The 13,709-nt window shown below is 58.4% G+C and carries 13 protein-coding genes; 4 read left to right on the top strand and 9 right to left on the bottom strand.

Annotated features, from left to right (window positions below; translation table 11 throughout):
* Positions 1 to 118: 118 nt before the first annotated feature.
* The 4 genes from dapB to grpE form a co-directional block, all read right to left on the bottom strand.
* Positions 119 to 925, bottom strand: coding sequence for a 4-hydroxy-tetrahydrodipicolinate reductase (gene dapB / locus IB246_RS18325; RefSeq protein WP_008036522.1), 807 nt, complete (start codon positions 923 to 925; stop codon positions 119 to 121).
* Between the two features lie 9 nt (positions 926 to 934).
* The gene (dnaJ, locus tag IB246_RS18320; RefSeq protein WP_008029785.1) at positions 935 to 2,059 is read right to left on the bottom strand and encodes a molecular chaperone DnaJ; all 1,125 of its coding nucleotides are present in this window, start codon (positions 2,057 to 2,059) and stop codon (positions 935 to 937) included.
* A 296-nt stretch (positions 2,060 to 2,355) separates the two neighbouring features.
* On the bottom strand, positions 2,356 to 4,272 hold the full coding sequence (gene dnaK, locus IB246_RS18315) for a molecular chaperone DnaK (RefSeq protein WP_008029786.1): 1,917 nt from the start codon (positions 4,270 to 4,272) through the stop codon (positions 2,356 to 2,358).
* 102 nt (positions 4,273 to 4,374) lie between these two features.
* A complete protein-coding gene (gene grpE, locus IB246_RS18310; protein WP_008029789.1) occupies positions 4,375 to 4,941 on the bottom strand; it encodes a nucleotide exchange factor GrpE in 567 nt (188 codons plus the stop codon).
* 241 nt (positions 4,942 to 5,182) lie between these two features.
* Between grpE and recN the strand changes: the two genes are divergently transcribed.
* A complete protein-coding gene (gene recN, locus IB246_RS18305) occupies positions 5,183 to 6,856 on the top strand; it encodes a DNA repair protein RecN (protein WP_007942901.1) in 1,674 nt (557 codons plus the stop codon).
* A 75-nt stretch (positions 6,857 to 6,931) separates the two neighbouring features.
* On the opposite strand, the gene fur is transcribed toward recN, so the two are convergent.
* Positions 6,932 to 7,336 carry a ferric iron uptake transcriptional regulator gene (fur, locus tag IB246_RS18300; RefSeq protein WP_003197684.1) on the bottom strand — a complete coding sequence of 135 codons (405 nt, stop codon included), beginning with the start codon at positions 7,334 to 7,336 and terminating at the stop codon, positions 6,932 to 6,934.
* A 97-nt stretch (positions 7,337 to 7,433) separates the two neighbouring features.
* On the opposite strand from fur, the gene IB246_RS18295 reads away from it, so the two are divergent.
* Positions 7,434 to 7,961 (top strand): outer membrane protein assembly factor BamE, encoded by a 528-nt coding sequence (locus IB246_RS18295; protein WP_008029791.1) that lies wholly within the window; start codon positions 7,434 to 7,436, stop codon positions 7,959 to 7,961.
* 61 nt (positions 7,962 to 8,022) lie between these two features.
* Here IB246_RS18295 and IB246_RS18290 read toward each other — a convergent pair whose 3' ends face one another.
* Genes IB246_RS18290 through IB246_RS18280 form a run of 3 tightly spaced genes read right to left on the bottom strand, consistent with a single transcriptional unit; the run spans position 8,023 to position 10,175 of the window.
* Entirely contained in the window at positions 8,023 to 8,337 is a 315-nt protein-coding gene (locus IB246_RS18290) for an RnfH family protein (protein ID WP_008036537.1), read from the bottom strand.
* Positions 8,330 to 8,764, bottom strand: coding sequence for a type II toxin-antitoxin system RatA family toxin (locus IB246_RS18285; protein ID WP_008029796.1), 435 nt, complete (start codon positions 8,762 to 8,764; stop codon positions 8,330 to 8,332). Before IB246_RS18285 ends, IB246_RS18290 begins: the two co-directional genes overlap by 8 nt.
* Before the next feature lie 7 nt (positions 8,765 to 8,771).
* Entirely contained in the window at positions 8,772 to 10,175 is a 1,404-nt protein-coding gene (locus tag IB246_RS18280; RefSeq protein WP_008029797.1) for a sodium-dependent transporter, read from the bottom strand.
* A 118-nt stretch (positions 10,176 to 10,293) separates the two neighbouring features.
* Between IB246_RS18280 and smpB the strand changes: the two genes are divergently transcribed.
* Positions 10,294 to 10,776 (top strand): SsrA-binding protein SmpB, encoded by a 483-nt coding sequence (gene smpB / locus IB246_RS18275; RefSeq protein ID WP_008029800.1) that lies wholly within the window; start codon positions 10,294 to 10,296, stop codon positions 10,774 to 10,776.
* Positions 10,777 to 10,886: 110 nt separating this feature from the next.
* Here smpB and IB246_RS18270 read toward each other — a convergent pair whose 3' ends face one another.
* Entirely contained in the window at positions 10,887 to 11,654 is a 768-nt protein-coding gene (locus tag IB246_RS18270; RefSeq protein WP_008029801.1) for a GntR family transcriptional regulator, read from the bottom strand.
* Positions 11,655 to 11,916: 262 nt separating this feature from the next.
* Here IB246_RS18270 and IB246_RS18265 point away from each other — a divergent pair, with 262 nt between their 5' ends.
* Entirely contained in the window at positions 11,917 to 13,611 is a 1,695-nt protein-coding gene (locus IB246_RS18265; protein ID WP_008036538.1) for a lactate permease LctP family transporter, read from the top strand.
* The last annotated feature ends 98 nt before the right edge of the window (positions 13,612 to 13,709 follow it).

The following is a 13,709-nucleotide window of genomic DNA, read 5'->3' as shown; positions in this document are numbered from 1 at the left end:
AAAGGCTTTTTTGGTCTACCGCCAATGAGCCCTAAAGGCCGGAGAATGCGACAGGACGTCGCTTGGCGTAATAAAACCGGGCCCAAACGCAATGTTGGAACCCGGTTTCGGCTGCATCTTAACGCAGGTCGAGCACGTCTTGCATGTCGTAGAGGCCAGGCTCACGACTGTCCAGCCACAACGCCGCACGCACAGCGCCTTTGGCGAAGGTCATGCGACTGGACGCCTTATGCGTGATTTCCAGGCGCTCGCCCTCACAGGCGAACAGCACGGTGTGATCACCGACCACATCACCGCCGCGCACAGTGGCAAAACCGATCGTTTCACGCTCGCGCACACCGGTGTGACCTTCACGCCCGTAGACCGCGACCTTCTGCAGGTCACGATCCAGCGCACTGGCAATTACCTCACCCATACGCAGGGCGGTGCCGGAAGGCGCATCGATCTTGTGCCGATGATGAGCTTCGATGATTTCGATGTCCGCATCATCACCCAGCACGCGCGCAGCCATGTCGAGCAGCTTCAGCGACAGGTTCACGCCAACACTGAAGTTGGCCGCGAACACGATAGGAATGTCCTTGCCCGCCTCGGCCAGCAACTGCTTCTGCGCAGCATCGAGCCCCGTCGTGCCGATGACCATGGCTTTGCCCGCCTTGCGGCAGAACGCCAGGTTTTTCAGCATGACTTCCGGCAGCGTGAAATCGATCAACACATCGAACTCATCCGCGACCGCATCCAGGTTACCGGACAACGGCACACCGATACGCCCCAGCGAAGCCAGCTCGCCAGCATCCACGCCAATCAGCGTGCTGCCAGGACGCACGATGGCGGCTGTCAGACCGGTCAGCGGTGCGCGTTGCTGCACCGCTTCGACCAGGATCTTGCCCATGCGGCCAGCGGCGCCCATCACAGCTATACGTCGCATGCTCACTCCTTACAGATCGCCGAAGAAGCGCTTCACGCCTTCGAACCAACCGGTGGTTTTCGGCGAATGGCTATTGTCGTCCGCCAGGGAGCTACGGAACTCTTCCAGCAATTCGCGCTGACGACGACCCAGATTGACTGGGGTTTCCACCGCAACACGGCACATCAAGTCACCGGCACCGCCGCCACGCACAGGCGCAACGCCTTTGCCGCGAACACGGAACTGCTTGCCGGTCTGAGTCCCCTCAGGGATTTTCAGTTTGACCCGACCATCAAGGGTCGGAATCTCCAGCTCGCCACCCAGCGCCGCATCGACGAAACTGATCGGCACTTCGCAGAACAAGTGCTTGCCGTCACGCTGGAAGATCGCGTGCTCGCGTACGTTGATCACCACGTACAGATCGCCCGTCGGACCACCCTGAGCGCCCGCCTCGCCTTCGCCGGACAGACGAATGCGGTCACCGGTGTCGACACCGGCCGGCACTTTCACGGAAAGGGTTTTGTACTCTTCAACGCGACCGTCACCGTTGCAGGAGTTGCACGGGTCGGAAATGATCTTGCCCTGGCCATGGCAGCGCGGGCAGGTCTGCTGCACCGAGAAGAAACCTTGCTGCATACGGACCTGACCGATACCGCCGCACGTCGGGCAAGTGACTGGCGAAGAGCCTTTCTTGGCACCCGAGCCATCGCACGGCTTGCAGTTGACCAGTGTCGGAACGCGGATATTCACGGTGGTACCGCGTACCGCTTCTTCCAGATTCAGTTCCAGGGTGTAACGCAGGTCGCTGCCGCGCTGAGCGCCGCCACGAGCACCGCCGCGACCGCCACCGAAGAAGTCACTGAAGACATCGCCAAAGATGTCGGAGAAATTCTGACCGCCAAACCCGGCACCGCCGCCGCCCATGCTTGGGTCGACACCGGCATGACCGTATTGGTCGTACGCCGCGCGCTTGCTGGAATCGGACAGCACTTCGTAGGCCTCGTTGGCCTCCTTGAACATCTCTTCCGACGCTTTGTCATCGGGATTACGGTCCGGGTGGTGCTTCATCGCCAAGCGACGGTAGGCCTTTTTCAGGTCCGCTTCGCTTGTGCCACGCTCAACACCCAATACTTCGTAATAGTCACGCTTTGCCATAAGTCTTTGCACTCTTAAGGACGTTCGGCAAACCTCTCCTGAGCCCTGCCGAACTCGTTGAGCCCCAATACAGGCCCGGACCCAACTCACGTCAATTCAACGATCCTGGTCTTTGATTCACTGCGGTACTTTCGGCTCGAAAAGCAGGAGCATTCCCGGCCATACCGCCAGCACACGAACTTGTCGCATGCTGTAAAAATTCGTGTACTCCAGACACGCCAACGCGGGAGCAGGCTCCCGCGCGGCGACATCCTACCAGTCACCGCCTAAAGGCAGTCAACCGGGCGACCAACAACTTACTTGTGGTCTTTGACTTCTTCGAACTCGGCATCGACAACGTCGTCGGCTTTTTCAGCTTTTTCGTCGTGCGGTGCTGCGCCTTCAGCAGGCTGAGCCTGTTCGGCGTACATCTTCTGCGCCACTGGAGCGGAGACTTTCGACAGCTCTTCAACCTTGGCTTCGATTGCAGCTTTGTCGTCGCCTTTAACAGCGGCTTCCAGAGCAACAACAGCAGCTTCGATTGCAGTCTTCTCTTCAGCAGTCACTTTATCGCCTGCCTCAGTGACCATTTTGCGAGTCGAGTGAACCAGTGCATCGCCCTGGTTGCGGGCAGTGGCCAGCTCTTCGAACTTGCGGTCTTCCTCGGAGTTCGCTTCAGCGTCGCGAATCATTTTCTCGATCTCTTCATCGGACAAACCGGAGTTTGCCTTGATCACGATCGATTGAGCCTTGCCGGTGGCCTTGTCTTTGGCGCCTACGTGCAGGATGCCGTTGGCGTCGATATCGAAGGTCACTTCGATTTGTGGCACGCCACGTGGTGCTGGTGGAATCTCGGCCAGGTCGAACTTGCCCAGGGACTTGTTCTGGGCGGCTTGCTTACGCTCGCCTTGCAGCACGTGGATGGTCACGGCGCCCTGGTTGTCGTCGGCAGTCGAGAACACTTGCGATTTCTTGGTAGGAATCGTGGTGTTTTTCTCGATCAGCGCGGTCATCACGCCACCCATGGTTTCGATACCCAGGGTCAGCGGGCTGACGTCCAGCAGCAGAACGTCTTTCACGTCACCGGCCAATACGGCGCCCTGGATAGCAGCACCCATGGCAACAGCTTCGTCCGGGTTCACGTCTTTACGTGCTTCTTTACCGAAGAACTCGGTCACCAGCTTCTGAACCAGTGGCATACGGGTCTGACCGCCTACCAGGATCACGTCGTTGATCGAGCCAACTTCGATGCCGGAGTCTTTCAGAGCGATGCGGCAAGGTTCGATGGTGCGTTGAACCAGGTCTTCAACCAGCGCTTCCAGCTTGGCGCGGGAGATTTTCACGTTCAAGTGCTTAGGACCGGTGGCGTCTGCAGTGATGTACGGCAGGTTCACGTCGGTCGACATGCTCGAAGACAGTTCGATCTTGGCTTTTTCAGCGGCCTCTTTCAGGCGCTGCATGGCCAGCGGGTCACCTTTGAGGTTCATGCCGCTTTCTTTCTTGAATTCGTCGACGAGGTAGTCGATCAGACGAATGTCAAAGTCTTCACCGCCCAGGAACGTGTCACCGTTGGTGGCCAATACTTCGAACTGGTGCTCGCCATCGACTTCAGCGATTTCGATCACGGAAACGTCGAAAGTACCGCCGCCCAAGTCGTAAACGATCACGGTGTGATCGCCTTTCGCCTTGTCCATACCGTAAGCCAGAGCGGCTGCGGTTGGTTCGTTGATGATACGTTTAACGTCCAGGCCCGCGATGCGGCCGGCGTCTTTGGTCGCCTGGCGCTGGCTGTCGTTGAAGTAGGCCGGAACGGTGATCACCGCTTCGGTCACTGGCTCGCCGAGGTAGTCTTCGGCGGTCTTCTTCATTTTCTTCAGAATTTCAGCCGAGATCTGTGGCGGCGACATTTTCTGGCCGTTCACTTCAACCCAAGCGTCGCCGTTGTCAGCCTTGGCGATTTTGTAAGGGACCATCTTGATGTCTTTCTGTACGACTTCTTCGTCGAACTTACGACCGATCAGACGCTTCACCGCATACAGGGTGTTGTGCGGATTGGTCACAGCCTGACGCTTGGCCGACTGACCAACGAGGATTTCGCCGTCGTTGGCGTAAGCGATGATCGACGGCGTGGTACGCGCGCCTTCAGCGTTTTCAATAACTTTGGCTACGCCGTTTTCAAGCACGGAGACGCAGGAGTTGGTAGTCCCCAGGTCGATACCGATAATTTTGCCCATGTTCACTCTCCCGAAACTTTGGATTTGGTTGCCGCAGCAGTGGTGGCTAACTGCGGTAGCACTTAAACGCTTGACTTCTAAATGGGGGCCTTGCGGCTAATTTCAAGCCTGCTCGTCAATCGAAGGCGAAACCGGTGCAGGTGCCTTGCTGACCACGACCATGGCCGGGCGCAGCAGACGACCATTGAGCTGATAGCCCTTCTGGAACACCTTGAGCACGCTGTTCGGCTCGACGTCAGCGCTTTCCTGCATGGCCATTGCCTGATGAAGAACGGCGTTGAACGGTTCGCCATGCGGATCGATCGCTTCCAGCTGATAACGCTTCAGGGTGTCCTGGAACATTTTCAGGGTCAGCTCGATGCCTTCGCGCATTGGGCGGATGCTTTCATCGTCCGGGTTGGACAACTCCAGACCACGCTCAAGGCTGTCGATGATCGGCAGCAGATCACCGGCAAATTTTTCCAGAGCGAATTTGTGAGCCTTTTCGACATCCTGCTCAGCGCGACGGCGGACGTTCTGCAGATCGGCGGCAACACGCAAAGCCTGATCCTGCGCGCCTGCCAGTTGCTCTTCGAGCACTTGTACACGAGCCGCGAGGTCTTCACCCGAAGCCGCGGAGCCCTGGTTGGCTTCTTGATTTTGCGTATCCACTGTCTGTTCGTCAGCCATAGATTTCTCCTTTCAATATCGTCCGCGAGCTCAACTCGCGCTTCTGCCCAGCTATATGGGGCCGCAAAAATCAGCTTCAAGGGGTTTGTTGTGATTAACCCTACAAAAAACAGCTGCATTGTCATTTCCCGATGCGCTAACGATTTCGTCGGATCAATCAAATCGAGCTAAGAGAGGGCATTGTCAGCCGCAAATAAAACACTGTATAAATAACCAGACCTAAAGCCTGGGAGCGGCCTTTATGCTGGTGCACCTGTCCGTACACAATTACGCCATCGTTGAACATCTCGATCTCGAACTCGATCGCGGGATGAGTGTGATCACAGGGGAAACCGGCGCCGGCAAGTCGATCATGCTCGACGCCCTCGGCCTGACCCTGGGCGATCGCGCCGACAGTGGCGTGGTCCGCCCAGGCGCCGACAAGGCCGACATCCTGGCCACCTTCGACCTGGTCGATATTCCCGAAGCCAGTGCCTGGCTGGCCGAGCGCGACCTTGAAAGCGACGGCCCGTGCATTCTGCGCCGGGTGATCACCGCCGAAGGGCGCTCCCGCGGCTATATCAATGGCACGCCCTGCCCGCTTGGTGATCTCAAGGCCCTGGGTGAGTTGCTGATCGATATCCACAGCCAGCACGAGCACCAATCCCTGCTCAAGACCGATACTCACCGCCGCCTGCTCGACGAATACGCCGGCGCCACCGACCTTGCCCGCCAGGTGCAATTGGCCGCCCAACGCTGGCGCCAGACTCGCCAGGAACTGGAGCGCCTCTCCAACTCCGGCGATGAACAACGCGCCCGCCATCAACTGCTCAGCTATCAACTCGAAGAGCTGGAAAATCTCGGCCTCGGTGACAACGAGCTGGAGCAGTTGGAGCAGGAACACAAGAACCTGACCAACGCCGAAACCCTGCTGGGCATCTGCCGGCAAGTGGTCGAACAATGCAGCGAAAGTGATTCAGGCAATGTCCTGAACGCCCTGACCGCCAGCCTCAACCGCCTGTCGAGCGTGAACAACTCGATCGGCGCGCTGGGCGAAGCCAGCAGCTTGCTGACCAGTGCGCAGATCCAGGTTGAAGAGGCCGTGGGCGAACTGAATCGCTTCCTCGATAACTTCGATGCCGACCCGGCGCGCCTGCAGTACCTGGAAGAACGCCTCGATGCGATCTACACCATGGCGCGCAAGCACCGCATCCAGCCGACCGAGGTCGCCGAGATGCAGCAGCGCTTGCTGGATGAAATTGAAACCCTCAATGCCAATGATGAATCCATTGAGCGCCTGAGCGATGAACTGGCCTCTTATGCTCGCCATTATCAGGAAAAGGCTCGCGAACTGAGCGACTTGCGCCACCAGGCCTCCAGCAGCCTGGCCAGCGCCGTGGAGCAGGAAATCCAGCGACTGGGCATGCCCGGCGGCCGCTTCACCATCGAACTGCGCCCCAACAGCAGCGATGAGCTGCTGCCTAACGGGCTCGAACAGGTAGAGCTGCTGGTCAGCGCCAACCCCGGCCAGCCCTTGAAAGCTTTGGCCAAAGTAGCCTCGGGCGGTGAACTGTCGCGGATCAGCCTGGCGATTCAGGTGATTACCGCACAGACTTCACGCGTACCCACCCTGGTATTCGACGAAGTGGACGTAGGCATCGGTGGCCCGACGGCCGAGATTGTCGGCCAGCTACTGCGTCGCCTCGGTGAGCGCGGACAGGTGCTGACAGTGACTCACTTGCCGCAAGTGGCGGCGCAAGGGCATCAGCATCTATTTGTGCACAAGGTGCGTGGCGAAGAGGCGACCCACACGGCCGTCTCCAAACTGAGCAAGAATGATCGCGTTGAAGAAGTCGCGCGGATGCTGGGCGGCATCGACCTCACCAAGGAATCCCTGGCGCACGCGAAAAAAATGGTCGTTACCGCAAAGATTTAAGAACGGCAGACAGCACGAAGGCGACCCTGGGGTCGCCTTCGTTCGTTTCGCGAATGTGAAATTCGCGCGACATGCTTACTTTTTCTTGCGCACGTACAGCACCAGATTGTGATCGACCATCTCGAAACCGTACTTGTCGACGATGGCTTTCTGCAGGCGCTCGATTTCTTCGTCGAAGAATTCGATCACTTCGCTGGTTTCGACGTTGACCATATGGTCGTGATGCTTGCCGTCATCCAGCTCGAAGACCGCATGGCCTCCGTCGAAGTTGTGCCGCACCACAAGGCCAGCTGCCTCGAACTGAGTCAGTACACGGTAAACCGTGGCCAGACCGACGTCCTCACCAGCCTCCATCAGCGCCTTGTAAACATCCTCGGCACTCATGTGGCGTTGCTCGGCGGAATCGAGCATTTGCAGAATTTTGACCCGTGGAAGGGTCACTTTGAGACCGGCTTTGCGTAGTTCGCTATTTTCAACCATGGTCAGCTTTCTCGCGATGCTGCTTCGCAGCTTCTCTTAATGCGGGTATGATCGGCGTTTACGTTGTCCCAGCCAAGATAGTGGAAGTCGCCCACCGATGCAAAACACCAAGCTCTTGCTAACCAGTTTCACCTTTGTGGGACTGCTCGCACTCGCCGGTTGTTCATTCCCCGGGGTTTACAAAATCGACATCCAGCAGGGCAATGTCGTCACGCAGGACATGATAAACCAGTTACGCCCGGGAATGACCCGTAAGCAAGTACGGTTTATCATGGGCAACCCCCTGTTGACCGACACGTTCCATGCCGATCGCTGGGATTATCTGTACAGCCTGCAACCCGGTGGCGGTGAACGCCAACAGGAACGCATTAGCGTTATCTTCAACCCAAATGACCAACTTGTCAGCCTCTCTGGTGATTTCATGCCAGGCGTGAGCCGGGACGAAGCCATTCTCGGCAAGGACAGTGGCACTAATGTGACCGCGCCTGTTGAAAACGCCGAGAAGCCGAAACCGGAAAAACCAGTCAAGCCAGGTTCGTTGCTGGATCAGATCCAGAAGGACGTGGACGGCGTAGAAACCGTTCCAGTCCCGACGCCAGAACCGCTGGAAACTTCGCCGCAATAATTTGCGACGCAATAAAAAACCCGGAATGTCCGGGTTTTTTATTGTCTGGCATTTAATCAGGTCACTGATTTCGGGCTTTTGCCTCGGCGGCCTTGGCCGCGCGCAACCGGCGAACCTCTTTCGGATCGGCCAGCAAAGGCCGATAGATCTCGAGACGATCCCCCGCCCGAACCTGGTGTGTGTCCGGATCGGCGATCACCTTGCCGAAAATCCCGACAGGGCATTCGCCCAGATCCAGCTCTGGAAACGCTTCGCCTATTCCCGAATCAAGCAGCGCTGCGCGCACTGTTGTGCCTGCGGGCACCGTCACACAGCGGAGCACCTGACGATCAACGGCGGCATACACCACCTCGATTTCGATCACGGGCTTAACCATGTATCTGTTTGGCGCGCTGGCAGAACGCATCGACCAGCGTATTGGCCGCCTGATTGAACAATGGCCCCAGGGTCGCGCGAACAATCGGCCCGGCGTAATCGAACGACAGGTCCAGGCTGATCTTGCAGGCCTTGTCGGTCAACGCCTTGAACACCCAAATGCCATGCAACTGGGTGAATGGGCCTTCCTCGAGATTCATCTCGATCGATTGCCCGGGGACCAGAGTGTTACGCGTCACGAAATGCTGACTGAGGCCACCCTTGGCCACGCCAACGCTCGCGCGCATGTACTCGGGAGAGTTTTCCAGGACTTCGGCCGACGAGCACCACGGCAAAAACTCCGGGTAACGTGCCACGTCATTGACCAGGTCATACAGCGCTTGTGCCGGGTACGGCAGCAGAGCCGAACGTTGAATGTGTGTCGTCATGTCAGCGTCACTTCCACAGCTGGGCGGCAAACACTACAAGAATGCCGATGGGCGCCACATAGCGCATCAAAAACAGGGACAGATTGAACAGCATGGGGTTGCGGATCGACAACTCGTCGCGCACCGCTTCACGCCCCATCACCCATCCTGCAAACACCACGAAACACAAACCACCGAGTGGCAACATGATCCGCGAGGTAAAGAAATCGATCACGCCAAAGAAATCCAGACCGCCGGCCGCACCCCATTGATAGAGATGGAACATCCCGCCTTCGTTCACGAAAAATTTGGCTTCCTTCCAGATATTGAAGGAAAACACCGTGCCCAGACCGACGAACCAGCAGGTGAACGCCAGCCAGAAAGTCACCCACGCGCGACTGACTTTAGTGCGTTCAACCAGGTAAGCCACCATCGGTTCGAGCAATGAAATCGCCGAACTCCAGGCTGCAATCGCGACCAGGACGAAGAACACTACCCCCATCAACTGGCCAAACGCTACGTTGCCAAAGGCAAATGGCAGGCTGACGAACATCAGGCCAGGGCCTTCGCTCGGGTTCAGGCCGGCGGCGAACACAATCGGAAACAATGCCAGACCCGCAACCAGCGAAACAAAGGTATCGAGCAGCGCGACACCGACCACGGTGCCGGAGATCGACGAGTGTTTCGGCATGTAGGCGCCATAAATCATGATCGAACCAACGCCCACGCTCAGGGAAAAGAACGCGTGCCCCATGGCCGGCAACAAGCCGTCGAGGACTTTTTCCGGATGGAAGTCGAACATGAAATGCACGCCCTCCATGAAATGGCCGGTGGTCATGCTGTAACCCAGCAGCACCAGAACCATCACGAAGAGCAGCGGCATCATGATGCGCAGGCTGCGCTCAAGGCCGGCGACTACGCCCCTGGCGATGACGACGGCGGACAACAGCATAAAAATCGTATGCCAAAGTGTCAGGCGCCATGGATCGGCGATCACCTTGCCAAAGTACGCACCGACCTGATCCGGCGTTACCCCCTGAAAGTCGCCGCGCCCCATGTCGATGATGTAATCCAGCGACCAACCACCGACGACACTATAGAAAGACAGGATCAGCAACGCCGTGATCATCCCGGCGAATGCGCCCCAGGACCACTTGCCCGAATGCCCGGCCTCCAGCGCCAGCACCTTCAAGGCATTGGCCGGACTTTGCCGGGCGCGGCGACCGATCAGGGTTTCAGCCAGCATGACCGGTACGCCGATCAGTGCGATACAGGCCAGGAACATCAATACAAAGGCACCGCCGCCGTAGACCCCGACCATGTACGGGAACTTCCAGATGCTACCCAGGCCCACGGCCGAACCGGTCGCGGCGAGTATGAAGACCCAGCGGCTAGCCCAACTGCCGTGGACAGAAACCTTGTCTGTCGACATCGCTACCACGTCCAAGCATTGAAAAAAGAGGGCGCATTGTCCGGGATTCAATCAACCTGCTCAAGCACGCAGCATCACCGTAGCCGACTCGCGTGCAACTCCCTATAATGCCGCCCCTATGGCTAAACAGAAGAAACACCCAACAGGGACCATCGCGCAGAATAAAAAGGCGCGACACGATTACTTCATCGAACATCGGTTCGAGGCTGGTCTGGTCCTGGCCGGCTGGGAAGTAAAAAGTCTGCGGGCAAGCAAGCTGCAACTGGTCGACAGTTACGTGCTGCTCAAGGATGGCGAAGCATGGCTGCTCGGCAGCCACATTACGCCCCTGACGACCGCCAGCACGCACGTCATCGCCGATCCGACGCGCACCCGCAAATTGCTGCTCAACCGCCGCGAGCTGGAAAAGCTGGCCGCCGCCGTGCAGCAAAAGGGTTACGCCTGCGTGTGCCTGTCCTGGTACTGGAGCAAGCACATGGTCAAGTGCGAGATCGCTCTGGGCAAGGGCAAGAAGGAATACGACAAGCGTGATACCGAACGCGAACGCGACGCCGGTCGCGAGTTGCAGCGAGCGGTGCGCAACAAGGGCAAGGAAGAGTAATTTTTCGCCTTGAGGCCCTCTTCGCGGGCAAGCCTCGCTCCTACACGTCACCCTGTAGGAGCGAGGCTTGCCCGCGAATGCAATCGCACGAACGATACAAAACCAACTGACTACATCCCCTTGCGCCGCTCCGCCCGGGCCATGCGCTGCACTTCCTGACGCACCTCTTCCAGCACTTCCTGTACATACAGAATGTGTCGACTGGAAACTTCCCGCGCCTGCTCCGCCCGCCCCTCAATAATCGCCATGTACAACTCCCGATGCTGCGTGATCAGCATGTCGCGGGTTTCCGTGCGCTGTTTGTACATGCCGCCAATGTTGGTCACCACGTTGCGTTTGAGCAGATCGAACAGCCCGCGAATGGTGTGCAGCAACACTGCGTTGTGACTGGCTTCGGCGATTGCCAGGTGAAACTTCGCGTCCGCCGCCCCCTCTTCCGCCCGACTCACTTCATCGTGACGGGTGTAGCAGTCCTGCAATTCATTGAAGGCCGCGGTCAACCGCTCGCGATCGACATCTGTCGCCCGCATTGCTGCGTAATAGGCGCAGGACGCTTCCAGGGTATGGCGAAACTCCAGCAGATCGCGCTGGGCCTCGGGGTTGCTTTCAAGCAGATGAAGCAGCGGATCACTGAATGTCGTGCCCAGTGACTCCACCACATAGTTGCCGCCACCCTGGCGACTGACCAGCAAGCCCTTGGCTGCCAGCTTCTGAATCGCTTCGCGCAACGAAGGGCGTGACACGCCGAACTGCTCGGCCAATGCACGCTCGGCCGGCAAGCGCTCACCAGCCTTCAGCGTGCCCTCGAGAATCATCCCCTCGAGCTGCTCGACAATATCGTCAGACAAACGGCGCTGACGAATTTGATCAAACCCCATAACTCAATTCTCCACGATCCCGACGGCTCGCCGGGCTCTCTATTCTGGCCTATCGGCGCTTTGCCAGCACCTACCAGACGGCATTTGTACGAGCGGATCAAGCAGGCGCCACAGCGCTTGTTCGACAAAAGTTTTAGGGCGGCAAATTGACACGCCGCCTACAAGGCTTTTACCCTAGCGAACAGCGATTGTAAATTGGTATTACCAATTATCCAAGAACGCTGATCAGTGCCTGACCAACAACAATTAGGGGCCACCCCATATGCAAACCTGGCAACAGCTCTATACCCCGCTCGGCAGCCTCGGCTTTTCCGCGCTCGCAGCCGTTATCCCCATCGTGTTTTTCTTCCTGGCGTTGGCCGTGTTCCGACTCAAAGGGCACGTGGCCGGCAGCATCACGCTGGCCTTGTCCATTGCGGTGGCCATCTTCGCGTTCCAGATGCCGGTCGATATGGCATTCGCCGCCGCCGGGTATGGCTTCGCCTACGGCCTGTGGCCGATTGCGTGGATCATCGTCGCCGCCGTGTTCCTCTACAAACTGACGGTCAAGAGTGGTCAGTTCGAAGTGATTCGCAGCTCCGTCCTGTCGATCACCGACGACCAGCGTTTGCAGGTGCTGCTGATCGGCTTCTGCTTCGGTGCATTCCTTGAAGGTGCAGCCGGTTTCGGCGCACCGGTAGCGATTACCGCCGCCCTCCTTGTAGGACTCGGCTTCAACCCGCTATACGCTGCTGGCCTGTGCCTGATCGCCAACACCGCGCCAGTGGCCTTCGGCGCCTTGGGGATCCCGATCATCGTGGCCGGGCAAGTGACCGGTATCGACGCGTTCAAGATCGGCGCCATGACCGGTCGCCAACTGCCGCTGCTGTCGCTGTTCGTGCCGTTCTGGCTGGTGTTCATGATGGACGGCCTGCGCGGCGTGCGGGAAACCTGGCCAGCAGCACTGGTGGCCGGATTGAGCTTCGCCATCACCCAATACTTCACGTCGAACTTCATCGGCCCGGAACTGCCGGACATCACTTCGGCCCTGGCCAGCCTGATTTCCCTGACGCTGTTCCTGAAAGTCTGGCAGCCGAAACGCGCCGCAGGCCAACACATCGTCGGTGCCGTTTCGGCCTCCGTTGTGACCGCCAGCGCCGGCGGTTTCGGCCAGCCGCGCACAACCGTGGCCTCGCCTTACAGCCTCGGTGAAATTATCAAAGCCTGGTCGCCGTTCCTGATCCTCACCGTGCTGGTCACCATCTGGACCCTGAAGCCGTTCAAGGCGATGTTCGCCGCCGGCGGCTCGATGTACAGCTGGGTGTTCAACTTCGCCATTCCGCACCTGGACCAAATGGTGATCAAGGTCGCTCCGATCGTGACCGCTCCGACCGCCATCCCGGCCGTGTTCAAACTCGATCCGATTTCCGCGACCGGCACGGCGATTTTCTTCTCCGCACTGATCTCGATGCTGGTATTGAAGATCAACATTAAAACTGGTCTGACCACTTTTAGAGAGACATTCTACGAGCTGCGTTGGCCGATCCTGTCCATCGGCATGGTGCTGGCGTTCGCCTTCGTCACCAACTACTCGGGCATGTCGTCGACCATGGCGCTGGTATTGGCAGGCACCGGCGCGGCGTTCCCGTTCTTCTCGCCTTTCCTCGGCTGGCTGGGTGTGTTCCTGACCGGTTCCGACACCTCGTCCAACGCACTGTTCAGCTCGTTGCAAGCGACCACCGCGCACCAGATCGGCGTCAACGACACCTTGTTGGTGGCGGCAAACACCAGCGGCGGTGTGACCGGCAAGATGATCTCGCCACAATCGATCGCCGTGGCCTGCGCCGCGACCGGTCTGGTCGGCAAGGAATCGGACCTGTTCCGTTTCACCCTCAAGCACAGCCTGTTCTTCGCAACCATCGTCGGCCTGATCACCTTGGCTCAGGCCTACTGGTTCACCGGCATGCTGGTGCACTAAGTACTACACGAAAAAACGCAAAAACCGACGCCGGACCACGATTCCGGCGTCAGCTATTCACAACCCGGTCTGTAAGGCTGCTGAAAGAATCTCTCTCT

The sequence above is a fragment of the Pseudomonas sp. PDM01 genome (assembly GCF_014852325.1).
Classification (GTDB): domain Bacteria; phylum Pseudomonadota; class Gammaproteobacteria; order Pseudomonadales; family Pseudomonadaceae; genus Aquipseudomonas; species Aquipseudomonas migulae.
This window is presented reverse-complemented; position numbering and strand designations above follow the sequence as displayed.